Raw genomic sequence first — 23844 nt, 5'->3', positions numbered from 1 at the left:
TAGTCCGTGGATTTTTAGGTGGCTGGGTTGGTTTGGGTTTTGACGGTTCGCAAGCAATCTGATTCAAGTCAGTAGTGGGGATAAGTATAGGAAAGATTAAAGAACTTGCAAGAGATGCAAGAAAAATAACAATGGAAATTTTCATAAAATATGATGAGTTTATTAGCTAGGAAAAAGATGGATTGCTAGGGCGAAACCTTTTGGAAGAGAGCTTTTACTCGGCAATAAATTCTCCTCCTATAGATTTCGCCCACTAATTTGATGAACTTTTGCTTCCAAGCAAAGAAGCTATTTATCCCAATCAAAGTTCTCAAAACTCTAAATGATTGTGCTATTTAGAATGTTGATTTAACCTATCCAAAATTAGGTAGAACGCTCGGGCCCTGTTTCCACTGGAAGACCACTCTGGCTATACTCAGTGAACGATCCTTCATAAACCCGTACTTTGGGATAACCCAATAGATGCTTGAGCACAACATACTGCAGGGTTGCCTCGCGTCCAGTCGTGCAAGTGACAATAATATCTTTCGATTTGTCGATCTTGCGATCTGTCAAAATCTTTTGGATGTCGCTGAGGGGTTTTAGTTTGTGAGGATTCTCTTTATCTGCATAGGTAAACGTTACCCAAGGAATATTCTTAGCTCCGGGAATATGGCCATCGCGGGCAAAAATTCCTTCTTCTCCACGAAAAGCTTTAGGTGGACGAGGGTCTAAAAATACAACATTAGGCTTGCCAATGAGTTCTTTTACCTGATCGAGATTGACACGAATGGACTTATTGTCCTTCAAGGTGAGGTTGCCTATTTCGTATTTAGGAAATTCTTGGGTTACTTTTTCTTTAGCCTCTATATATCCTGTCAAGCCGCCATCTAGGACTGCAACGGGTTGACGTAGACCTACACGTTCAAGGAGGTAAGCGATCTGTGTTGCGCCCAAGACATCTCTACCATCTGAATAAATCAAGACTTGAGTATTATCGGTTACACCTGCTTTCTCTAGCAATGTCTCTAGCTTTTCTGGCTCAAAATATTGCACGGGTAAACCCTTTTTGGGACCGCGCACAAGATTATCGGCAAAGTTGACAGCATTAGGAACGTGGGCTTTGAAATAGTCCACTGGGTTTAGTCGTACATCCAGAATTCTAAGATTTGGATCGTTGCTACGATCGCGCACCCATGAAGGAGGCACAAATGAAATTTTAGTTCCCGAATTTTGTGCTGCAAGAGGAGAGAAATTAAATGCTGCGATCGCTACAAAACAAGCGATTACCGAAGCAAGCAAAACTAAAGGCTTTAGCCTAGAAGACTTTTTCCAGATAGATTTTCTTTTCATGACTAGCGTTTGATTGGGGATAATGATGATTTGGATCTGAACAAACTCTGAAGTGCGGAAAGAAGCATTGAATCAGTTCAATACTTTCGATAGATCAATATCTACTATATCTACATGGTATTACCGTAGATTAATAAAAAGATCGCACATTCTTTCACAAATTGCAATCAATAACCCGCAAACAATGGCAAGCGATCGTCCCATTCGCTCAAGTGGTAAATTAGGGCTAAGGAATGTAGCGAATTATAAAAAAATAATTTCTATCTCAGTTACCAAGGTGTCATTGCTCTTACATCTACCAATCCTATAGTGGAACTTTAAAAGATATCATTCCATCAGAAAGAATTAGGAACTGGAGGCTTATCTGAATCGCATAAAGTTATCAAGATCGTCGAATTGTGATACGGCAAAATCATCTTATCGTTCGGTAACACTTTAAGCACGCTACAAACCAGAACTGGAGGAAACGTGGAATTAATTCAAGAATTCTTTACATCGGGGGGATTTATCCCCCACGGGCATTGTTATTTATGGAAAACAGAACTCGTATGGTTGCATCTTTTATCAGATCTACTGATTGCGATCGCTTATTACTCAATTCCAATCTCGTTAATTTACTTTGTCCGCAAACGTGAAGATTTACCCTTTCGTTGGATATTTTTACTGTTTGGCGTATTCATTATTCTTTGTGGCACGACCCACGTAATGGAAATATGGACGCTGTGGCATCCTACTTACTGGGTCTCAGGCACAATCAAAACACTTACCGCGATCGTTTCTGTTTTTACCGCCGCTAGTCTCATCCCCCTTCTTCCTAAAGTGCTAGCAATGCCCACACTTTCCGAATTGGAAGCGATCAATATCGCGTTAGCCAAAGAGATTGCCGAACGCAAAGAAGTGGAGCTGGAACTATCTCACAATCTCGATCTGAGAGAGGCAATTTATAATGAAGCGACAGATGCTCTGTTTCTAGTTGATACGACGACCCTTCTGATTATCGATTGCAATCCTTGTGCTGTAGAGATGTTTGAAGTAAATAGTAAAGAAGAACTCATCGGTATTGAGGGGCAGGCGTTACAAAAACGGCAATTTAGCGATCGCGAACTAACAGCAATTCTCGAGGACATCAGTAACAAAGGTTTCTGGAGGGGCGATATAGAATATGTCACGAAAAAAGGGAAGCATTTCTGGGGCAATTTGGCAGCCAAGCACATCAATGTTGCAGGTCAAGACATGAATCTCGTTCGTGTTAAGAATATCAACGATCGCAAATTGGCAGAACAGGAAGCCCAAGAAGGCAAAAGAATTCTCGATGCCCTGATGGAGTATATTCCTGATGGCATCACAATTGCTGATGCCCCCGATGTCAATATTCGGCGTGTAAGCAAGTATGGCGAACAATTGACTGGGCGATCGCGCGAAGTTCTCGAAGATATCCCAGCAGATCGGCACGTTCAAGAATGGGGAATCTTTCGTATCGATGGCATCACACCAGCAACCAATGAAGAACTACCTTTGACCCGTGCAGTTCAGAAAGGAGAAAATGTAATAGACGAGGAATGGGTGCTCCAGAAACCCGATGGCAGCCAAATCGTAATTTTATGCAATGCAGGACCAATTCGAGATGAAGAGAATGCGGTTACGGGTGGCGTGATTGCTTGGCGCGATATCACCGATCGCAAACGGGTTGAGGAATACATCAACAATCTCAACATCGAACTAGAAGCCAGAGTGCTAGAGCGAACGCTGGAACTTTCTAGAGCCAATGCCGAATTGGAAACTGAAGTCAACGAACGCAAACGAACCGAAGAACGATTTGACTTAGTTTTAAAGAATTCACCGATTACCGTATTTACGCAAGATCGGGATCTGCGTTATACATGGGTGTATAATCCCGCTCTGGGAGTGGATTACGAATCTGTCATCGGGAAGCTGGATGCTGAGATTTTGACGCTTGAAGAAGATGCTCAAAGATTGAGTCATCTCAAGCAGCAAGTTCTTACCAATGGCATTGGTAGACGTGAAGAGGTGCATGTCAGTACCCATGATGAAACCCGATATTTCGATCTGACAGTCGAACCCTTGCACGATCGCGATCGGGAAATCATCGGAATTGGCTGTGTCGCATTAGATATTACTCAGCGCAAAGAATCGGAAGTGCAGTTGAGAGCGGCTTACGATCGCGAGATCGTTCTGATGAAAGAGATTCACCATCGCGTAAAGAATAACCTGCAGATCATCTCAGGGCTGCTCTACCTACAATCTCGGCAAGTAGGAGAGCCAAAAACTCAAGCAATTATTCAGAGCAGTCGCGATCGCATTTTGTCGATGGCTTTACTCCACGAAAAACTCTACCGATCTAGAGATCTAGAACATATTGATTTTATTGGTTATATTCAGAGTTTGACGCTCAGTCTAGAGAATTCCTACGCATCAAGATCTACAAATATCTCTTTAAATATCAATGCCGAACCCGTTAAGGTTGACATTGACACAGCCATGTATTGCGGTTTAATTGTCAACGAGTTAGTCTCTAATGCTCTAAAGTATGCTTTTCCAGAAGGTCGTTCGGGGCAAATTACAATTGAGTTTCATAAGGGTGAGCCCGACGGGTATACCTTGATTGTTCGAGATAACGGCATTGGTATGAATGAAGCGATCGACCTCAAACATGCCAAGAATCTGGGTCTACAACTTGTCTATTCCCTTGCAACACAGCAATTAAAAGGACAGATTTCTTTAGAACATCAAGGAGGTATGGCTTTTAAGATTACATTTACAATCAAACCCTAACCTAGTTAAACTAGTTAAAATCAAAGGATTTGGCGTAAATTGGCATATATTTCGTTAGGATATTACTTTTATATGTCTGAATACCAAGTCATTATAAATTTCAAATAAGTTCTAAATAAATTTTAAAAGGGAACGATTAAGCATGGCACCAATCAAAGTTTTAGTCGTTGAAGATGAGGTGATTACTGGAAGAGTCATTTCAGAGGAATTATCTCTGCTTGGATACGTTGTCACCGATCTTGCAACCTCCGATGAAGAGGTAATTGCCAGCGTAATCGGAAACAGACCCGACTTAGTCTTGATGGATATCATTCTGAAAGGTTCCCCAAGAGATGGTATCGAGATCGCCACAATTCTGCGCCGAGAATTTCAACTCCCATTTATCTATATCACCGCTCATACGGATGATGCCACGCTAGAGCGAGCTAAAAACTCCGAGCCCTATGGCTATCTTGTCAAACCCTTTGACGAGAGAGATTTACGCGTGGCGATCGAGACTGCTACATACAAACATCGGATGGAAAGACAACTTGCGATGCGAGAAGCCCAACTTTCTGCGATTCTCAAATCGACCAGCGATGCTGTCATTGCTACCGATAATACTGCCGAAATCACTTACATGAATCCAGCCGCAGAGAAACTAACGGGATGGCGCTTTGCAGAGGCGTTAGGCAGGGATGTGACCGAGATTTTATACCTAGTCGATGAAAATAGTGGCGAAGAAATTGCCCATCCTGTTCCCCTTGTCTTACAAACTGGACAAGTTAGCTTTCTGAACAACTCCACCGCTACGATCGATCGCCAAGGAATCAAAAAACCAGTGGGTGATAGTGCTTCTCCTATTTGTATGCCTTCAGGGGCAATCGATGGAGCCGTGATGGTGCTCTGGGATATGACCGATCGCAAAAGAGCCGAAGCCGCCCTAAGCGAATCTGAATCTCGCTTTAGAAATGCTTTTGAAACCGCAGCGATCGGCATGGCTTTAAATGCCCTTGATGGAAGATTCCTCAAGGTTAATCTTGCTCTGTGCCAACTCTTTGGCTATTCAGAATCCGAATTACTCTCTTTGACTTATCAAGAAATTACCCACGCGGATGACATGGCATCAGACTTAGATGCGATGCACAGTTTGCTAACAGGGAAGATCGGTTCTTTTAATTTAGAGAAGCGATTTTGGCATAAAAAAAGACATATCGTCTGGATCTTACTGAGCGTCTCCTTAGTCCGCGATACCATGCAGCAGCCGATGTACCTGATCGCACAAATGCAGAATATTAGCGATCGCAAGCAAGCTGAAATCGCCCTCTCTCAACTCAATAACGAACTTGAAAGTCGAGTTGCTCGGCGTACAGAAGCATTACAAAAGAGCGAATCTCGTCTGATCTCAACCAACGAACAACTCGCGATCGCCAATGCCGAACTAGCTCGCGCCACAAGACTTAAAGATGAGTTCCTCGCCAATATGAGCCACGAACTCCGCACGCCGCTCAATGCTGTTTTAGGCATGGCAGAAGGACTCCTAGAGAGCGTATTTGGTTCGATCAACGAACGACAAAAAAAGGCGATCGACACGATCGAACGTAGTGGTAGACACCTGTTAGATTTAATCAATGACATACTCGATCTTGCCAAGATCGAATCTGGTAAATTGGAATTACAAATTTCCGATGTTCCCATCCAAAGTATCTGCGACAACAGCATGCTCTTGGTAAGGCAGATGGCTTTAAAGAAAAATCTTCGCCTCAGTACCCACATCCCAGGAGATATTGGCATGATTTGGGTAGACGATCGCCGCATCCGCCAAGTGCTGATCAACCTGCTCAGTAATGCAATCAAATTCACTCCCACAGAAGGAAGTGTAACCCTAGAAGTTTGGGTGGAAACAGAGGAGAGAAGGGGAGAAAAACCTACAGAAGAAGCTTCTTCTTCTCAAGTCGCTTTCTCTATTGTTGATTCAGGCATTGGCATCAGTCGTGAAAATATCCAAAAACTATTCCAACCTTTCGTGCAAATTGATAGCAGTCTCAGCAGGCAGAACGTTGGTACGGGGCTAGGATTATCACTCGTACAACGCATTGTTACCCAACATGGTGGAACGGTCTCTGTTGAGAGTGAGGTCGGACAAGGCAGCCGCTTCACCATTCGACTTCCCTATGGCAATCCTTCTGGGGCAACTGTGTTGCCCTCGACCAAAGGCGATCCATTGTCTTCAAATTTGATTTTGCTGGTGGATGACAATGAGGCAAATGTTCAAAGTATTTCCAGCTACCTGATTGCGAAAGGATTCCGCTTTATTAGTGCGAAGGATGGAGGGGAAGCGATCGCACTGGCACGGACAGAGAATCCAAATCTAATTTTGATGGAAATCCAAACGCCAAGTATAGATGGTCTGGAGGCAATCCGACTGATCCGAGCAGAATCTCAGTTAAACAATGTTCCTATTATTGCCATGGCTGCGCTATCGACGCCAAGCGATCGTGAGAGGTGTTTAGCAGCAGGTGCTAGCGACTATCTGGCAAAACCCTTTAAACTCAAACAACTCGTAAATTTTATCCAGCAACTTTTAGCGATCTAAAATCACTTTTTATTACAGCAATCAATTAAACGGGGAAATTATTTGAATGCCTACCACCAAAGTTCTAGTCGTTGAAGATGAAGTAATTACAGGAAGGGTTATTTCAGAGGAACTAACCTTTCTGGGATATATTGTCACCGATGTTGTTACTTCCGATCTCGAGACAATTGCCAGCGTAATTAAAAACAAACCCGACTTGGTTTTAATGGATATCATTCTGAAAGGATCGGAGCAGGATGGTATTGCGATCGCCGCGCTCCTGCGCCAACAGTTTCAAATCCCAGTGATATATATTACTGCGCATACGGATGATGTAACGCTAAAACGCGCTAGGAACTCCGAACCCTATGGGTATCTTGTGAAACCCTTTAATGAGAGGGATTTGCGCGTTGCGATTGAAACAGCCTTGTATAAGCACCGTATGGAAAGGCAACTTGCCGATCGCGAAGAATTTCTCTCAGCGATTCTAAAATCGACTAATGATGCTGTCATTGCCACCGATCGTGTCGCCACCGTAACCTACATGAATCCCGCCGCCGAAAACTTAACGGGATGGCAGCAAACAGAGGCAACTGGAAGACATGTGTCTGAGGTTCTACAACTAATCGACGAAAACACGGGTCGTGCAATTGCTAACCCCATTCCTCATGTCTTGCGATCGGGAGAAGTAGCCCATCTAAATGATGGCACAGCAATCATAGATCGCCATGGAATTCAAAAACCTGTAGGGGATAGTGCATCCCCTATCTGTAGAGATACAGGAACAGTTGATGGAGCTGTTATGGTGCTTTGGGATATTAGCGATCGCCGCAAGGCAGAATCCTCAGAAGTGGAAAAAGTTGCCATACAAGAAGCGCTAAAAAAAGAGAAGGAACTCAACGAACTCAAATCAAAATTTATTGCCATTGCCTCCCATGAAATGCGAACACCTCTTGCTGTCATCATGCTTGCAGCCGAGTATCTCCAAAATCCAAATCTAAACGATGATGTCATCCAAAGCCGCCTAGAGCGCATCAAAAAATCAGTCAAGCACATGACTGCCGTTCTAGAAAACATGTTAGCACTGGGTAGATTTGCCTTAGAAGTTTCTAGTTTTAAGCCCATTCTCACAAACTTGGAAACATTCTGCCTAGATTTGGTGGAGGAAATCAAATTCCTTTACCCCAACGATCGCAATAGGTCGATTGCGGTAAGCTTTTCCAGTCAAGGAGCGTGCGATCGCGCTTATATCGATCGAGACCTACTGCGTCATATTTTGATGAACCTACTCTCGAATGCTATGAAATATTCTAATCATGGTGGTAGCGTTCAATTTGAACTCATCTGCGATCGGGATGATTTTCTTTCTGCGCCTATAGCGAAATTTCTAATTCGCGATCGGGGCATCGGTATTCCTGCTACTGACTTACCTTTTGTGTTCGATCTCCATTATCGTGCTTCTAATGTCAGCAAAACTCCTGGTTCGGGTATAGGCTTAGCGATCGCAAAACGTGCTGTAGATATGCATAACGGTCAAATTGAAGTCGAGAGCGAAGTCAATCGCGGCACAAACTTTACGGTCACATTACCGATTGGCTAAAATGTGACTTCGCTGCAGTTCGGGTTCAAGATTTCGGCATAAGGCAAGTATAAGTTACCTAGAGCGCCGAAATGAAAAGAACCCAAAAACCTAAACCTATTAGAGCGATCGCCAATCACCCAAACCGCTCAGGATGCATCCCGCCGCTTTGGCTTTGATGACTTAGCTGGCTTGGTCTGTTTTAATGAAAGCTTTTGTAGTTTTTGGACTTGTTTGAGGGTTAGTCCTGTCAATTGGGCAACTACATCTAGGGCAATGTTGGAACGCAGCATATTTAAAGCGATTTGGTTAGACGCTTTAGCCTCGCCCTCGGCTATACCTTCAGCTTTGCCTTCTTGCAAAATTTCCTGATAAATTACTGATTCCTGCATGATTTCGCTCCTTAGTAGTCTTTGGATGATTTCTTTGTCTAAGGCTATACCTGATATTATAGCGGTCGATGCGGCTACGTTACTTTGTACCTGCTTATCTTGGATATTTTCAATCTGCCCGGCAATTTGTTTTAGAGTTTCTTCGGGGTTGCTGGTTTGAGATAGCGTGGCAAACGGGAAGAGTCCTTGGTATCGCTGAAATATTTCTGTGGGCTGCTCCCATAGTCTGATCGCGTTAAATTGATGGTTTAGCGTGCCAATGTTAAATGTGGTTTCATAGACTAGGGGGGATTGGCTGGGGGTAAGGTAGATGACGACTTGATGGATTTGTTTATCGGGAAATTTACGATACAGCCGCAGTCGATAATCTGCCATGCGGAAGGGAATATTTTGATTTGGTTCGGTTTGGAACTCGATATGCAGAATGATTTCTGTTGATTCGAGAAATATCACGGCATCGGCACGAATTTGCTCTACTGAGAGTTCGGAGGGTTCGAGTTTGGTTAGAAGGATCGCTTTGCCAAGTAGCCAATTGGCAAAGTCAGTGGGGAATGTCTCTGCGAGGAATTTACAGATGTTGTCGATCATCGTGGGATTTTATCATCTTAAGGGTGCTTGAGAAGGAGTCAATCCATAGCTCAAATGATTGCTCGCTAGTTTGAAAGAATCGCTTGTTAATTTGGATGGAGATTACTAAAACAATAGAATAGATCCCAAGTAGACTTATTTGGTGAGTTTCATTCATGAGCGCACCATACGCTACTACTATTACTTCCATACTCCTCCAACACCTGAGCGTAATTGCGATTCTTATCCACCCAAAATACCGCATCCACCGACACCCAAATAGTTACACCCTAAACCAAATCACGGTATTTAGCCCAAATTTCTTCAGCATCATCAAGACAAAAGTCTTCTAAAAGATAGAGTTCTGTTTCATAGCATTCTAAAATTGCTGAGATAAATCCTTTGAGGCTTTTAAACCAGAGTTCTGTCCAAGAGTTTTCACCACAAGTGATAATAATCGGTGCATAAGCTGAAGGATTATCACCTATCACCATAGCAATTCTATCTTTCACTTCATAGAATATACTGAACCAATGATACTGCCAATCATAATAATTTGGGAAGCCCATTTTTCTATCATTGGATTCAAACAGAGGATATGCTTCGGCATCTTTTCGCAGATGCAGTGTATCTTCAATAGCTTCTCTCAAAGGGAGGAATCTGTAAATCAAGAAAAAATTATCGCCAGAAGCTTCACTCCCATTACGCCATTGATAAAGTTGAACTATTTCTTCTGGTAATCGCAAAGATAAGGGTGTAGCCAAGTCTTCTATCTCTTTCAAGGTGAGACCACATTGTAATCTAGACAGGTATTCTGGTTTATTTAACCTCAGCCACTGTTCCAGCTTTTCTAATAATTCTTGCATAATTATTACCTTTGTTATGGATATTTGTTTAGCCTCGTATATTCGCGTTCAAAATTTACCTTACTCTCAAGATACAAGGGTGCGTTCATGAAATGAAACGTACCAAACAAAGTTTATTGGAGCGATCGCAGGTCTCACAAACTGAAAAGGATTCTCTCAAGTTGGTAAAGATTGTCGCTCATCTAGGTAAGCAGGTAAAATGGCAAACGACCAATCCACCGATAGTTGGTACAGTGGATCGAGATAGTGGACAAATTCGTCTCAAAGTCTGTGGCAATACCCCGCAAACGGTGAACCTTATGGGTAATCAAGTGCGCTCCCAACGGAACTTGCGATCGGACTCGGAGATGGGTACATCGTTGATACTCGCAAAACGACGCATCATGAGACCGTTTTCGGCAAATTCCCAATTTTCATTACCATAGGCACGATACCAGAAACCTGCATCATCATGCCATTCATACTCAAATCGGACAGCAATGCGATTGTCCATAAAGCACCAGAGGTCTTTCTTAAGGCGATAGTCTAATTCTTTAGCCCATTTGCGTTTGAGGAATTCCCTAATCGCAGCTCGTCCGCTAAAGAATTCAGCTCGATTGCGCCATTCTGAATCTTCGGTATATGCCAAGGCAACTCGCTCAGGATCGCGCGTATTCCAAGCATCCTCAGCCGCTTGGACTTTGGCTTTTGCAGTTTCTAGGGTAAAGGGTGGGAGTGGTGGCTTAATTTCCATATTTTTTTAGAATTCGTTAATAGGAAGCGATCGCGGTTTCGATAAATTTCTGCCAAGTTGGATTGGGTCGCCAGACGGTTGCCATAGTCGCATAGGCTTCCGATGCAGAGACTCCCATCATTAAATGGCGATAGAGACAAACAAATGCAGACACCCGCATATTCATGGCACAGTGGACAAAAATGGGTCGATCTTTATGTGCTTTCATCACATCGCAAAACCGAGTGAAGTCCTCGAGCGTGGGATTATCCCAAACTACGGGAATGTTAATATAATCCATTCCCAAGGAGGTAGCGATCGCCTGTTCCTCTGGTAGAGCATTGGACGCAGTTGGGGGTGCTAAATTGAGAATCGTCTTATATCCTGCTTGGCTAATTAATTCCAGCTCTGCGGCAGTTGGTTGACCGCTTGTGGCTAACTTGTCCGAGATATATCGGTAGTTTAGAATATCCTCGATACCTTTTTTAGGACTAAGACGCGATGCGACGATTTGCCATGTCGATCGCCCGTATAAGACAATGTTCGCAATAAGGCTAGCAAAGACACTTTGAATCTTCATATTTTGAAAATAGAGGATAGATTTCGATCCTAGTTTAAGCGATTTCAGCATCATCGACAGTTGCAACTGAACTCAAATGCCCTGTCTTGACATAAATCAAACAGCCCAACTGACTAAACGGGGTGTGCCTGCTGCCACTGGGATTGCGGAGCCAAGTTCTCTTGGGATAAGCACCAAACTCGTCTTCAAAGACACCATCAAGCACAAAAATCTCTTCTCCGCCCCAATGGCTGTGGTGCTGAAACTGAGTGCCAGCCGCCCACTTCACCAAGGCTACATTCTCCGTCCCGTAGGTATGGAGTGACATGACCTGCAATCCATCAACTAAGCCTTTAACCCAAGGGGTTTGAGCCGTTGCGATCGCTACCCGCTGCTGGTCGTCAGGATGCATTTGCCAGAGTTTCACCAGAATGGTGCAACCTTCCTCACTAAACGGTGTGTGGGTCGATCCGACAGGATTGCGGATATAAGTCCCCGCAGGGTAATCGCCATGCTCATCTGAGAAAACTCCTTCAAGGACAAAGAATTCTTCACCACCGCCGTGAGTATGAGCCGAGAAGTGGCTATTAGGGGCATAGCGAACGATGGAGGTTGCCCTTGCCACCTCTTCACCATCCCGTTCTAACATGCGACGTTGGACGCCAACCATGGGCGAATCAATCCAGTCAAGGGTTTCACTATTAACCACAACGCGTTGTCTAAAATCTGCATGGAGTTTCATAATTATGCGTTCTTAGCCGCAGCAAGAAGTTGCTCTAGTTCGTGAATTCTAGCCTGCATTACCTCCACTTCCGCTTGTGAATAGCGAACGGGAATGTGCTGCGGGCAATTCCAATCCCAGCCCTCAATTTCAAAGACGATCGCACGTTCTACGGTTGCGGCATAGTCCTTATCCTGTAATTGAGCGAGGAGAATGGGATCGTTCTCCACAATTCGAGCGCGACCGATAATCTTGAGGCGGCGGCGATTGCGATAATCCATCAGAAACAGAAATGCCTTATCATTCTCCGAGAGGTTGCCCACAGAGATATATTGCACGTTGCCGCGAAAATCAGCAAAACCTAAAGTGCGCTCGTCAAGAATCTTTAGGAATCCTGCTTTGCCGCCACGAAACTGAATATAGGGATAGCCATTAGAAGTAACAGTACCCAGATAAAATCCTTCCATACTAGAGATAAATTCCTCTAGATCGGGGGTAATAGAATTGTTGTCCGCACCTTTAGCCACAAAGCGTTCGTAGTTCTCACGGGAACCCATTTTTTCTTGCATCGCTTTTACCGCAGGAGTAAAGGCGATCGTGCCAAATTGACGGGGCATAAACTTAGTTCCTCATATACTTGTGTAGTTCTTGAAGGTACTGTTCGCAATCCATCGAGCTATCTGAGGGATGCCAGAGATAAGCTTGCAAGTAATTTTTTAGCCGTTTCCAAATCATATACTGGTTCCTCCATGCTTGAGATAAATTTAACGCGATACTTTCAAAGAGATTTAAGAATTTGTGCGATCGCGGATTTGTGCGATCGATATGGTAAGAGTATATAAAAGCGAGAGAAGTGATGCTTTTGTGGCAGGATCCACTAATTCGCGCTGGGGGGTGAATTTCGCGGAAACGGCTGGAATGCAAAGCACTAAACCTTCTGGGATTTCTGCCATCATCACCTTGAGCGTCTGGACAAGGGAAGCATTGGCTTTATCGCCACCATCAAGCGAGGGAGAAGCACTGATGACAGCCGTGGGTTTATACATAAACTCTCCCGAAGACACGATCCAATCGAGGGCATTTTTGAGAACGCCCGGGACACCATGGGCATATTCAGGGGTGCAAAAGATGACGCCATCAGAATTTTGGAGTTGCGATCGCCAATCAAGCACAGGTGCTAGTACCTCATCCCCATCAAGATCGGGATTGAAGTGGGGAAGATTACCCATTCCATCATAAATTGAGATATGCATGGTCTCTGGAGCTATTTCCATCACCGCCTGCAAAATAGCCATATTAGAGGATTTAGAACGAAGACTGCCTGAGATTGCCAAGATTTCGAGCGTCATGGTTGCTCCAGTTATTGAATTTAGCGATCGCTGTCACCATACCTTGCTTCCACAATACTAGATTCCTGCCATGGGAATATAGCCCAAGAGTTGCTGAATCCGCTCGATCCATCTTAAAACATGGGGATAGGTATCAAGTTCAATTTTGCCATCTCTAGCCAGAGCAATGTAAGGATAGACAGCAACATCCGCAATTGTAGGGCGATCGAACTCCAACCAATTTCTCGTACTCAGATGCTTATCAAACTGGGTCAGAATGAATTCTGCTTTTTGGGTTGCCCGTTCGATATTAATCTTCGTTCCCGCCCCAAATAAATAAAAGAGACGCGCATTCTCTGGACCCTGACGTACCTCACCCGCTGCGGTGGATAACCAACGAATTACCTGCGCCATGGGTAATGCATCCGTAGGAAGCCATGATTCGCCACCATATTGTCGGGCTAGATAAACCAAAATCGCCTGAGCATCGGCAAGTTGGGTTTCTCCATCCACCAACAAAGGCACTTGCCCAAAGGGATTTTTTGCCAAGTATTCGGGCGACTTGTGTTCGCCCTTCATCAGATCGACCCTGATCCATTCATATTCAAGGTTAAGCAAAGACAACATCAAACGAGCTTTATAGCTGTTACCAGAGACTTCATGGCCGTATAGCTTAATCATTGGGATTCCTGCTTTGGTGCTTGTAATCGGAAGATGAAAGATAAAATAATTGTACCGTTCGTTCGGTATATCCATACTGTACTGTTCGTTCGGTATACTTGTCAATAGGTTAATTTAACTTTCTTGCATTCTTTTGGCTTATGTCTAAACAAACCTATATCCCCTCTTTGCTCAAACTGTTTCGCCAGTTTGGTTATGAGGGTGTAACGCTCTCAAAAATTTCCCAAGAAACGGGCTTGGGGAAAGCGAGTCTCTATCATCATTTCCCGGGGGGCAAGGCGGAGATGGCAGAGGCTGCACTTTCTCAAGTCAATCAATGGCTAGAGGCTAGTATTTTAGAAATTCTAGATCGGCAAGAAACACCGATCGCGAAATTTCAGTCCATGTGTGAGGAGACAAATCGATTTTTTAACGAGGGGCAAAATTCCTGTCTTTGGGCTGTGTTGGTAATGGAACAATCTAGTGACGATCTGTTTCATACCAAAATTAGCTGGGCATTTTCGCAATGGATTGAAGCGATCGCTAAGGTTCTGATCGCAGCAGGACTGGATGAAACTCAAGCAAAACAACGCGGCGAAGATGCCATGATCGCGATTCAAGGCGCATTAATTTTGTCCCACGGGCTGCGCGATTTTGCACCGTTCCAGCGCGCGATCGCACAATTACCGCAACAACTCTGTCGAGACATTGAAATCTAATAGTTAGGCAATCGTGCCACAGTGTCCCGCAATAATATGCCAAGTTCCCTGAGGCGATCGCGACCATACCCGCGTAAACCGAAAGTTCCCGCTGGCTGGATTGCCATTATAACTACCCGTTATATATACGCGTACAGAAACGACAGCGACTGTCTCCTGTACGGGCAATACTTGCAGCTCAGTCAAGGCGATATCATCGATTTTAATCGCACCCGAAGCATGGGCATCAAGGTCTTGCTGCTTAGTTACGAGTTGTCCTAAAAAGTCTGTAAATAGAAGTTCTGACGATATTAGCTCATTGAGTGCTTCTACGTCTGACCGTATCATCGCCTGCCGAAGCGTTTCTTCAGCTTCTAAAATCTGTTGTTTAATTGTGCTTTCCATGATTCTCAAATTATGGATAAAGTTCGGTTGCTCAAAAATTGGCAATAGATGGATGTAAAAAGTATATGTAGGAGTTTATTAGAGGTTGGAATGATAAAACCAAGGCTGATTTTGGTTGATCCAAAGCGTGACTTATGCGAAGCATGGCAAGAGCACTTTTACAATCTGCCTAACGTGGAGATAGTCCAAGGATACTTTGAACAGTTGCCTAAATTTGATTGTTTAGTTAGTGCTGCAAACTCCTTCGGCATTATGGATGGCGGCGTCGATCTCGCTATTATTAATTTCTTTGGACAACCCTTAATGGAGGATGTGCAAACTCGAATTTTGCGAGATTATCTTGGCGAGCAGCCAGTCGGTACTTCTATGATTGTGGAAACAGGAAATCTCCTACATCCATTTATCGCTCATACCCCAACGATGCGAGTTCCCATGCCAATCGCACATACAGATCAAGTTTACTCTGCTATGTGGGCTATGCTTCTAGCTGTATATCATCACAACCAGCAATCAAACAAAATCATCGATATTGTAGCTTGTCCAGGATTAGGAACGACTACTGGAAAAATGCCATATTCTGAAGCTGCCCAACAAATGGCTATGGCTTATAAAAACTTTCTCAATCCTCCTACCCGCATCGACTGGATTGTGGTAACCGATCGCTCAAAACCCCTACGACCTTATCAAGTTGCTATGGACTATTTACATACTTTGAAAGAATCTAAAAGTAATGCGTCCAATACATAGACAATCCCTTTTCTGCCTATACCAAAGAAGGGCAAGTCATGACTTGCCCTTACGAAATGTCTCTCGATGCAATCGACTTTATGCAGCAACAGCTTGTTGCCAAGATCTCATTAACATTTTTCGACCAAGTTCAAGATCTTTCTCCGAACATAGCCAGTTAGGATGAGCAGTCATTAATAGGCTTTCTAAAGTTTCTCGATCGAATAAATGCCACACAGGCGCACCATTTACCGTATCAGCGATCGCGTAGCAGTTTTGTCCCACACAGTGAATTACGCAATCACCAGCAGTTCTTTCAATTGTCAGCGTTTCGCCCGCCTGCAAAGCTCTAAAACTGAGGATTATATTTTTGAAATGCTCAAAAGATTTTGCCACTAGCCCAGCGATCGCTACGGTCAGCTTAGACTCACCATTTACAGCAATCCAGTAATTGCGAGATGGATCGATGCCCTCTAGCCAGATTGACTCATCGTCCAAACGGTAACGGGGAGCAAGTGTAAAAGAGTAAGTCATATAGATATATCCAAACAGGTTTTAAAAAGAAAAGGCAGTTAGGTTTTGTTCTTTAGAAATCAGGACTTAACTCTTTACAGACCATGACTCTATCTAAAGACATATTTATCCTATAGATGCATACTAATCTCTGTTCGCCCAAGATATCAATCAAATTTTGTAAACCTTAACATATCTTTATGATTAGTATAATAAAAACTTATATCTTTGCAGAACTTTATGATAAGCATCGATTTCATAAGTATTCCTTAACCTGTTTTTAAGGCTTAGAATCCATGAACTTACGACTATTTGGTGAAAATAAGCGCAGAAAATATTCTTTATTTTTCAGAGAACCCTTTTTTAAAAGGGTTATAGAGCATTAGGCTACGATCTCTATCAAAAGGTAGGGGGGGAATATATACCTATGTATAGATTTGTAAAGAATAATCTCTAGTTATATTAGTTTCACAACGAAAAAAGGTTCACCCAAGAAATCAAACGGCATAGTTATGACATACACCACAGATTCAACCCAAAGTTTCATTGCTAGCCTTCAGTCAGTCAATGAAGTTTCTACAGTAAGCAAACTATTCAAGCAACTCAGTGCTGACGATCAATTGGCAATCTTATGGTACGCATACACTGAGTGCGGTAAGTCAATTACTCCAGCAGCCCCTGGTGCCGCACGTCTACAACTTGCAGCAGGCTTGATCGAAAAGGTCAAAACCATGACCTATACTGAGCAACTGCAATTCATGCGCGATCTCGTAAATCGCGTCGATACACCTGACACTCGCGCTTATGGCGTTCTTAGCGTAAACACAAAGCTAGGCTTTTGGTATGTGCTAGCTGAGTTGATGACACAAGGTATTGTTGTGCCAGTACCAAGCAACTACCAAATGAGCCAAGATGTCCAACGCTTGCTTGGAACGATCTCCTCTCTAGATTTTGGTCAACAAATTACAATTTTGCGTAGTGCAGTCGTAGCCATGGGTTACGATCCCCTTGCCTAAAACGCGTAAACGATACGTCATAACTACCTTTCTTTAGAAGCAGGTTAGTAGCCTGCTTCTAAAGTTCAAAAGGCTTATTTTTTATAGCTTCAGTTAGCCAAGATAGTTCAGGAGCCTAGGTTACTTATGATGAGTGCGATCGCATCAACGTCAGATTCGCCCACCGCTGATATTGCAAGGCAAATCGACCGAATATTAAATACCGAAATTGAGCCTGTCATTCAACGATATTTTGAAACTCTTAATGCAGGAAATTTCCAAGCGACAGCAGCTTTATTTGCACCCAATGGTGCGTTGCATCCTCCCTTTGAGAATTTAGTGATAGGTGAGGAAGCGATCGCAACCTATTTAAATCAAGAAGCGCAGGGAATAAAGCTGTATCCTCGATGCATCACCAATCGCACAGCGATCGAAAATGATTTAGTACAAGTCACGGTCAGCGGTCACGTCAAAACCGCTTGGTTTAGCGTCAATGTCGCGTGGAAATTTGTTTTAAATCCTGCGCAAGAAATTGTCTATGTGGCGATCGAACTGTTGGCAACACTACAAGAATTAGCAAATCTGCGTCGTTAGTATTGCAGTATAAAAATCTCTACAAAAGTCCCCAGCGAAAGTTCAAAAGATTTTATCTATAACTCTAAAATTTTGAGTTACTAATTCAATGCAATTAAACTGAAGAACAGGAGCGGAAATCAGCAGATTCTCGCTCTTTATTTTTTAATTACTCCTGTCTACAGAGCGATCGCGTTGAGGCTTGAGATTTTGGCAGTAAAGTTAATCAAATTTGCCATGGATTTAAACTTGAGTTCCTTACGGAGTCTAGTCTTTTTAAATAATAGCCCTACAGCTATTTTGAAAATGGCGTAATAACTAACAATCTCATTTTCGATACAATTTTAAACATTTGACCACAAGTGGCTTTCAGACAGATCGCGTCTGCAAGGGCATTTGTAGTACATTCATGATTCAAGTCGTTAGTGCAAACTGCTCAAGGTACGCAACCCTTAAAAACTAGTTTCATAAAAAAGATCCATGTAATATATATAAAGACGCAATTTATTGTGCAATAGCTTTTACTACTTACTACTTGGAGCAAGGGTCTTACTGCACTTTTTGTAGGGTTTCAATTTTCCCACTGACTTAAAACTAGGCACTTGGTAACGTTTACAAACTAAACCTTGGATTGCCAATATTCTAATACCTGATATTATGCTTATCTTAAAAGTTACTGGTTAGATAAAACCTAGGAAAAACTGATAAAAGTTGCAGTGAAATTCAAGGTTTAGACGGTAGAATCTCGTGCAGCTAACTCCTGTAACAATCACGCTGAAGGATTGACTCATGCCACTAGATAAAAACAAAACCAATCAAGGAAGAGGGTCAAACGATCCCAGCCAAAACACAGCAGGAAGCGGCGGGGCAGAAGAAATCGATTGGCTGATCCTGTCAGACCTCGGCTCGAAAACAAATTCCTCTATTAACGATCAGGGGAAAAATCAATCAAATGATGCCATTCAGAGCTTAAACGAGATCCTATCAGACGACCAAGAAGATATCGATTGGCTGCAATCTATAGGTCTGGACGAACCAGTTACAGGAATTACCGCCTACAAAACAACTGGTAGCGATTCGTCAGCGGGTACAACTCGATCCGATCCTAAATCTTCTAATGTAGGAGATATCGATTGGCTAATTGTTACTGATTTAAAAACTCGTATGGACGATACGGACTTTAAATTCAGAAATCAACAAAGCATAGCTTCCGAATCGCCCCAAAATGAATCCCTAGACTTTTCATTGTCTGACACTAGTGAACCTGATGATACCTTACCTGAACTTTTAGAAGGTATACTGGCTCAAAAAGATCTAGGACTTGAGAGCCTAGACTTATCTATGGAAGATCAAAACTTCGATCTAGATCTAGAAGGATTATCCATAGATGATGGAACCTCCGATCTAGATTTAGAAGGCGAGTTAGGAGCAATGAACCTTGATACAGATGACAATTGGTCATCTAATAGTCTCGATCTGGATTTAAGTGAAGGGAATGAATGGAATCTTTCAGAAAATCTTGGTAGTGACATTTCAGCACAGTCTGAAAACTTTGATTTTGGCGACGATCTCAGCCTTGAATCTAGCGAGGAGGAAGAAGTCGAAAATCTTGATTTAGATCTCGATCTTAATTTCGATCGAGATCTTCAAGACAGCCTAGGCGATCTTAATTTCTCAGGAGACCTCAATGATGAAATTATCAGTGATGAAGTTGTCAGTGATGAAGTTGTTCCTGAATCCGCTTCCTTTGATTTAGAAGGACTTGATGAAGGAATCGATCTAGATATCGATCTTAATTTCGATCCAGATCCTCAAGCAAGCCTAAGTGAAGAGAACGGCGATGAATTTGGTGAATCAGAAGCGCTGAATCCTCTAGAAAATGTAAGTAGTGAAAATGTAAGTAGTGAAACCATATCTGACGCTTTGCTCGACCCATTGGATGATTTGAGTGAGGATTTTGGTGATGTGGACTTCGAGCTAGAGTTTGAGCAAGAGCCTGCTGCGATCGCTAGAATCGTTTCTACCAGCTTTGAAGCGGAGCAATCATCAACTCCAGAAGCTGAAGTCAATGCCGACTTGTATTCTGATGTTAACGCTGACCTATATTCTCTAGACGGAGAAATCGTCTTACCAGAATCTGATGAATTACTCGATCGATTCTCTGGTGGCGCACTAAATCAAGTGTTTGACGAAGCCTTCGATTCCGCTTCCAATCTCACTACCGATCTTGAATCACCTGATGATTGGCTCAGCCCTTCTAGTATTGAATCTAATCCTGAAACCATAGATGAGAACCTTGATGGAAGCATAAGTGGTGACTTCACATGGGAGCAAGGAGCTTCTTCAGTAGACCTTGTCTCACCTAGCATGGATGATGATTGGGCAGGTTCACCTAGTCTGGAAACTCAAACCAATTCTCCCGATCTAGAGTCTCTCGATTTAATCCCCGATCAAATGGATGATTTCGCTACATGGGATCAAGGATCTCCTGTTTCATCTGAGATGGATGATGATTGGGCAGGTTCACCTAGTCTTGAAGCTCAAACTGATTCTCCCGACCTAGAGTCTTTCGATTTAATCCCCGATCAAATGGATGACTTTGCTACATGGGATCAAGGTTTCGCCTCAGCAGATGTGGCTTTATCTGGTATGGATGATGCCTATAAACTTGAGGCTAGTACCTACGAACAAGAAGCTAGCACCTATGAACTTGAGGCTAGTACCTACGAACTTGAGGCTAGTACCTACGAACAAGAAGCTAGCACCTATGAACTTGAGGCAAGCGCCTACGAACAAGAAGCATTCGCTCCCCAAGTAGATCTCACAAGTGACGTTGACTCCGAATATCTCGATCTTGGTGCTCAACTCGAACAAGAGCTTGAGGAGTTTATTGCTGACACTTCAGGACATAGAGATGATGCGTTTAATCTTCAGAGTGCGGCAGGGCAGGAATCACAGTATGAAAACTTCGCTGTATCGGAATATTCAGAGCGGGCTCTTGACTATTCCGATGCCGATACGAACTGGAATATGGAGGCAGACGATTTTAACAGCTTAGGAGATCTAGAACCTACAACCTACTTTACAGATACAGATCCAACAAGTATAGAGGAGCTTAGTCTCAATCCTCAATCGGTTTCTAATGTCGATCCAAGTCTAGACTTTGAAGATGGGTTTGAAGTTGGAATCGAGTCTTTCAATGATTCAGGATTTAATGCTCAACCCCAACAAACTCAGCAGAGATTTGAGTTTGAAACGGGATCTTATAATGATTCTCCCTCAGGTTTTGAGTTCAATTCAAGTGTTTCAAATGATGCTTTTGAAGAAAACGATCCCTTTGAAGCAGAAATCGATCGCAATAATGACCTAGATATAAATTCAGATTTAACTGCGATGTTACCTCAAGACATTACTGAGGTTATTAACGATCTAGATGCTATTGACACTGAAAATTCTTCTTTTAACGATTTAGGGTTTGAAGATTCACCATTTAATGATGTAGACATTGACACTGCCTTTATCGAACACTCAGGTTTAGAATCCACAGTATTAAGCGAACTAGATCGGGAATTTGATGATTTAGCTGATTTGCGTCAAGCAGTTAGTCAATTAGGCGCAGACCCAGTCAGTCAAGCAATTCCTAAAAGTCCAGTAGCTCCACCTCCAGTAGAAGCTCCCTACGTACCAAGCCCAACACTTATTCCTGCTCCACCTGTAATCGCCTCTCAAGCAACTGCTCAAACTTCCGATGACGATAGCGATCTGATGTCAACATTTATAGACACTTCAAAAAGTGATTTCCTCGATGATTTCGATCTTGATAATGTTGACAGTGACTTTATGAATCAGCATCTATCACCAAACACTGCAATGACCGATCGTGATTTTGACCCTACGCTATCTTCGTCTCTTTCACAATCCAATCTCGATCGTAGCGAAGATGAGCCCTATAGGGCACCGATGCCTATGCCTTTGCCACCGCTTCCTAGCCGTAAGTCTCCACCCAAAGCTCCAGCCAAGCCTCCATCTAACTTTTCGCGACCAGATGCTTTCAGTTCTGCAAGTCCTAATGTACCAAAAGCAGTACCTCCCCAGCCACCGCTTCCCTTTGATGTTGAAGAAGAATGGTCTGGGCTGTTAGACTCTGATGGACAAATGACTGATAGTACATTCAGTTCTACTAGTTTTTCAAGCGATCGCAATCGAGCTACAAACTTAAACCCCAATAGCTTGCCTCCTAAGCGGCAACCTCCACAAAGTCCCAATCCTTATGGACAACCTCCAAATTCTCAAACTCAAGTTTCAGATGGGCACAGTCAAGGACGTAAAAAGCCCAAGGGTTTATCACTGCCCAGCCTTGATGAGCTAGATAATTTTACCTTGGGTGGTGGCGACGACGATTGGACAGGCTTGTTAGATATGAACACACAAATTTCCGGCATTAAGCCTGCGGCCGAAACTACTAGAAGTCGGTTTGACACCAATGCCAGTAATATAGATACAAGAGAATCCGTGAGGCGTGCTCCGCAACCCACGATGTCTGGTTTTGGAGGAAATACCCGTTCGACTCAATTTGCTTCCAGAGGTGATAGTAGTGGTGCATTACCATCTCAAAGACCTGTGCCAAGCTTTGCGGAAGATATTCCTGAAGGTAAAGCCCCTAAAGCAAAAGTAAAAGTAAAAGTTCCCACTGTTGATTTTGAGACCCTTTGGCAGAAATACCTAAAACTTCCTGTGATTGGATTGGGTGCGATCGGAATCTTCTATGTGGGCTTTTTGTTTTTACAAAGACCGATTATTGAGTTGGCGTTAAAAATGCAATGGCTCAAAGATGTTAGTGGTCGAGATTTTTCAGGGGCAAACTTTAAAGAAGTTAAACTAGATGATGTCAACTTTAGTAAGGCTAACCTTTCGGGAGCTAATTTAGAAGGGGCAAGTCTCAAAGGCGCAAATCTCGTAGAGGCAAATCTTGATAGCGTTACATTCACCAAAGCTAATCTCAAAGGGGCTAGATTGATCAAAGCCAGTATCGTCGCTTCTAACCTCAAAAATGCTCAACTTCCTTTCGCTGATTTGCATGGAGCCGATCTAACCCGCTCTAATTTTCTTGGTGCCAATCTTGAAGGAGCCAGCTTAGCGGAGACAAAGATAGGAAAAGGAGCAGATAGAACAAAGTTCGAGTCTAAAGATCTATTGATGTGGCAAATTGTGAATGAACCTAAGGCAGGTCGCAACCTATCTGGGTTAAATCTTTCAGGGTTCAACTTAAATTCGGCAAACTTAAAGAGCGCGAACTTAACCGAGGCAAAACTGTCTTGGGCAGACTTAACCAGCGCCAATTTAACTAGTGCAAATCTAACTGGTGCAACGCTTAATGGAGCAAACTTGAGCGGAGCAAATTTAAAAGGGGTAGACCTTACAGACGTTAAAATCGATCCCGACAAGCAGCCTCAAACCAATGAGGAGACAACCTGTCCCAATGGTAGCAAGGGGCCCTGTAAATTCCAGTAGATCGAAAAATCAATTTTATCCGTTGTAGTGTCTTTTCATCGATGCTGCTCAAAAGCCAAGAGCTTAAGTTCTTGGCTTTTTGATACCTGTACGATCTAAGCAAGTAAAGGGTCGAGTTGACCGCTGGCGTCTAAATCGTGAATGGCATCACAGCCACCAATATGGCGATCGTTGATGAAAATTTGGGGGACAGAACGTAGACCATCCGAACCTCTGGCAACCATGGCATCGCGGGCAGCTTCATCGCCATCGATCGCATACTCAATATATTCCACTTCTTTTTTATCTAACAGCCGTTTGGCACGGATGCAAAAAGGACAGAACCGCCAAGTATAAATTTCAACCTTTGCCATATGGAGA

General features: G+C 43.2%; 20 protein-coding genes. 8 read left to right on the top strand and 12 right to left on the bottom strand.

The features are described from left to right. Positions 1-363: 363 nt before the first annotated feature. On the bottom strand, positions 364-1332 hold the full coding sequence (locus tag V2H45_RS03765; protein ID WP_330482281.1) for a sulfurtransferase: 969 nt from the start codon (positions 1330-1332) through the stop codon (positions 364-366). Positions 1333-1800: 468 nt separating this feature from the next. Here V2H45_RS03765 and V2H45_RS03760 point away from each other — a divergent pair, with 468 nt between their 5' ends. The 3 genes from V2H45_RS03760 to V2H45_RS03750 all read left to right on the top strand — a co-directional run bounded on the left by V2H45_RS03760 (position 1801) and on the right by V2H45_RS03750 (position 8279). Further along, positions 1801-4125: a histidine kinase dimerization/phosphoacceptor domain -containing protein gene (locus V2H45_RS03760; RefSeq protein ID WP_330482280.1), complete on the top strand. Its 2325-nt coding sequence runs from the start codon at positions 1801-1803 to the stop codon at positions 4123-4125. Positions 4126-4267: 142 nt separating this feature from the next. Then, a complete protein-coding gene (locus V2H45_RS03755; protein WP_330482279.1) occupies positions 4268-6700 on the top strand; it encodes a response regulator in 2433 nt (810 codons plus the stop codon). Positions 6701-6746: 46 nt separating this feature from the next. Next, the gene (locus tag V2H45_RS03750; RefSeq protein WP_330482278.1) at positions 6747-8279 is read left to right on the top strand and encodes a hybrid sensor histidine kinase/response regulator; all 1533 of its coding nucleotides are present in this window, start codon (positions 6747-6749) and stop codon (positions 8277-8279) included. A gap of 128 nt (positions 8280-8407) precedes the next feature. Here V2H45_RS03750 and V2H45_RS03745 read toward each other — a convergent pair whose 3' ends face one another. The 8 genes from V2H45_RS03745 to V2H45_RS03710 form a co-directional block, all read right to left on the bottom strand. Next, positions 8408-9238 carry an Rpn family recombination-promoting nuclease/putative transposase gene (locus V2H45_RS03745; protein WP_330482277.1) on the bottom strand — a complete coding sequence of 277 codons (831 nt, stop codon included), beginning with the start codon at positions 9236-9238 and terminating at the stop codon, positions 8408-8410. Between the two features lie 269 nt (positions 9239-9507). Further along, complete coding sequence (locus tag V2H45_RS03740) at positions 9508-10083, bottom strand: SMI1/KNR4 family protein (protein ID WP_330482276.1); 576 nt, start codon at positions 10081-10083, stop codon at positions 9508-9510. Positions 10084-10390: 307 nt separating this feature from the next. After that, entirely contained in the window at positions 10391-10816 is a 426-nt protein-coding gene (locus V2H45_RS03735) for a nuclear transport factor 2 family protein (RefSeq protein ID WP_330482275.1), read from the bottom strand. Between the two features lie 16 nt (positions 10817-10832). After that, positions 10833-11375 (bottom strand): protein tyrosine phosphatase family protein, encoded by a 543-nt coding sequence (locus V2H45_RS03730; RefSeq protein ID WP_330482274.1) that lies wholly within the window; start codon positions 11373-11375, stop codon positions 10833-10835. A 34-nt stretch (positions 11376-11409) separates the two neighbouring features. Beyond that, positions 11410-12096 (bottom strand): cupin domain-containing protein, encoded by a 687-nt coding sequence (locus V2H45_RS03725; RefSeq protein ID WP_330482273.1) that lies wholly within the window; start codon positions 12094-12096, stop codon positions 11410-11412. Positions 12097-12098: 2 nt separating this feature from the next. Beyond that, complete coding sequence (locus V2H45_RS03720; protein ID WP_330482272.1) at positions 12099-12692, bottom strand: pyridoxamine 5'-phosphate oxidase family protein; 594 nt, start codon at positions 12690-12692, stop codon at positions 12099-12101. 171 nt (positions 12693-12863) lie between these two features. Then, the gene (locus V2H45_RS03715; protein WP_330482271.1) at positions 12864-13424 is read right to left on the bottom strand and encodes an NADPH-dependent FMN reductase; all 561 of its coding nucleotides are present in this window, start codon (positions 13422-13424) and stop codon (positions 12864-12866) included. A 57-nt stretch (positions 13425-13481) separates the two neighbouring features. Further along, entirely contained in the window at positions 13482-14084 is a 603-nt protein-coding gene (locus V2H45_RS03710; protein WP_330482270.1) for a glutathione S-transferase family protein, read from the bottom strand. Between the two features lie 140 nt (positions 14085-14224). Between V2H45_RS03710 and V2H45_RS03705 the strand changes: the two genes are divergently transcribed. Further along, positions 14225-14782: a TetR/AcrR family transcriptional regulator gene (locus V2H45_RS03705; protein ID WP_330482269.1), complete on the top strand. Its 558-nt coding sequence runs from the start codon at positions 14225-14227 to the stop codon at positions 14780-14782. A gap of 3 nt (positions 14783-14785) precedes the next feature. Here the strand turns inward: V2H45_RS03705 and V2H45_RS03700 are convergent, their stop codons facing one another. Further along, positions 14786-15166, bottom strand: coding sequence for a nuclear transport factor 2 family protein (locus V2H45_RS03700; protein ID WP_330482268.1), 381 nt, complete (start codon positions 15164-15166; stop codon positions 14786-14788). 48 nt (positions 15167-15214) lie between these two features. On the opposite strand from V2H45_RS03700, the gene V2H45_RS03695 reads away from it, so the two are divergent. Next, entirely contained in the window at positions 15215-15913 is a 699-nt protein-coding gene (locus V2H45_RS03695) for a macro domain-containing protein (RefSeq protein ID WP_330482267.1), read from the top strand. Positions 15914-15991: 78 nt separating this feature from the next. Here V2H45_RS03695 and V2H45_RS03690 read toward each other — a convergent pair whose 3' ends face one another. After that, on the bottom strand, positions 15992-16426 hold the full coding sequence (locus tag V2H45_RS03690) for a hypothetical protein (RefSeq protein WP_330482266.1): 435 nt from the start codon (positions 16424-16426) through the stop codon (positions 15992-15994). A 491-nt stretch (positions 16427-16917) separates the two neighbouring features. Between V2H45_RS03690 and V2H45_RS03685 the strand changes: the two genes are divergently transcribed. The 3 genes from V2H45_RS03685 (at position 16918) to V2H45_RS03675 (ending at position 23484) form a co-directional block, all read left to right on the top strand. After that, the gene (locus tag V2H45_RS03685; RefSeq protein ID WP_330482265.1) at positions 16918-17421 is read left to right on the top strand and encodes an orange carotenoid protein N-terminal domain-containing protein; all 504 of its coding nucleotides are present in this window, start codon (positions 16918-16920) and stop codon (positions 17419-17421) included. A gap of 126 nt (positions 17422-17547) precedes the next feature. Then, on the top strand, positions 17548-17994 hold the full coding sequence (locus V2H45_RS03680) for a ketosteroid isomerase family protein (RefSeq protein ID WP_330482264.1): 447 nt from the start codon (positions 17548-17550) through the stop codon (positions 17992-17994). Positions 17995-18762: 768 nt separating this feature from the next. Then, positions 18763-23484, top strand: a complete 4722-nt coding sequence (locus V2H45_RS03675) for a pentapeptide repeat-containing protein (protein ID WP_330482263.1) — start codon at positions 18763-18765, stop codon at positions 23482-23484. Positions 23485-23579: 95 nt separating this feature from the next. Here V2H45_RS03675 and grxC read toward each other — a convergent pair whose 3' ends face one another. Next, entirely contained in the window at positions 23580-23837 is a 258-nt protein-coding gene (gene grxC / locus V2H45_RS03670; RefSeq protein ID WP_330482262.1) for a glutaredoxin 3, read from the bottom strand. Between the last annotated feature and the right edge of the window lie 7 nt (positions 23838-23844).

This window comes from Tumidithrix elongata BACA0141, assembly GCF_036349135.1.
GTDB lineage: Bacteria > Cyanobacteriota > Cyanobacteriia > Pseudanabaenales > Pseudanabaenaceae > Tumidithrix > Tumidithrix elongata.
Note: the sequence above shows the minus strand (reverse complement) of the source record. Positions and strands in the feature narration are given on the sequence as shown.

Coding starts and splice junctions, on each gene's coding strand:
- V2H45_RS03755 (WP_330482279.1), top strand. CDS start 4,268: ATGGCACCAATCAAAGTTTTAGTCGTTGAAGATGAGGTGATTACTGGA.
- V2H45_RS03690 (WP_330482266.1), bottom strand. CDS start 16,426: ATGACTTACTCTTTTACACTTGCTCCCCGTTACCGTTTGGACGATGAG.
- V2H45_RS03740 (WP_330482276.1), bottom strand. CDS start 10,083: ATGCAAGAATTATTAGAAAAGCTGGAACAGTGGCTGAGGTTAAATAAA.
- V2H45_RS03685 (WP_330482265.1), top strand. CDS start 16,918: ATGACATACACCACAGATTCAACCCAAAGTTTCATTGCTAGCCTTCAG.
- V2H45_RS03710 (WP_330482270.1), bottom strand. CDS start 14,084: ATGATTAAGCTATACGGCCATGAAGTCTCTGGTAACAGCTATAAAGCT.
- V2H45_RS03725 (WP_330482273.1), bottom strand. CDS start 12,096: ATGAAACTCCATGCAGATTTTAGACAACGCGTTGTGGTTAATAGTGAA.
- V2H45_RS03750 (WP_330482278.1), top strand. CDS start 6,747: ATGCCTACCACCAAAGTTCTAGTCGTTGAAGATGAAGTAATTACAGGA.
- V2H45_RS03705 (WP_330482269.1), top strand. CDS start 14,225: ATGTCTAAACAAACCTATATCCCCTCTTTGCTCAAACTGTTTCGCCAG.
- V2H45_RS03735 (WP_330482275.1), bottom strand. CDS start 10,816: ATGGAAATTAAGCCACCACTCCCACCCTTTACCCTAGAAACTGCAAAA.
- grxC (WP_330482262.1), bottom strand. CDS start 23,837: ATGGCAAAGGTTGAAATTTATACTTGGCGGTTCTGTCCTTTTTGCATC.
- V2H45_RS03715 (WP_330482271.1), bottom strand. CDS start 13,424: ATGACGCTCGAAATCTTGGCAATCTCAGGCAGTCTTCGTTCTAAATCC.
- V2H45_RS03675 (WP_330482263.1), top strand. CDS start 18,763: ATGCCACTAGATAAAAACAAAACCAATCAAGGAAGAGGGTCAAACGAT.
- V2H45_RS03700 (WP_330482268.1), bottom strand. CDS start 15,166: ATGGAAAGCACAATTAAACAACAGATTTTAGAAGCTGAAGAAACGCTT.
- V2H45_RS03730 (WP_330482274.1), bottom strand. CDS start 11,375: ATGAAGATTCAAAGTGTCTTTGCTAGCCTTATTGCGAACATTGTCTTA.
- V2H45_RS03765 (WP_330482281.1), bottom strand. CDS start 1,332: ATGAAAAGAAAATCTATCTGGAAAAAGTCTTCTAGGCTAAAGCCTTTA.
- V2H45_RS03745 (WP_330482277.1), bottom strand. CDS start 9,238: ATGATCGACAACATCTGTAAATTCCTCGCAGAGACATTCCCCACTGAC.
- V2H45_RS03680 (WP_330482264.1), top strand. CDS start 17,548: ATGATGAGTGCGATCGCATCAACGTCAGATTCGCCCACCGCTGATATT.
- V2H45_RS03695 (WP_330482267.1), top strand. CDS start 15,215: ATGGATGTAAAAAGTATATGTAGGAGTTTATTAGAGGTTGGAATGATA.
- V2H45_RS03720 (WP_330482272.1), bottom strand. CDS start 12,692: ATGCCCCGTCAATTTGGCACGATCGCCTTTACTCCTGCGGTAAAAGCG.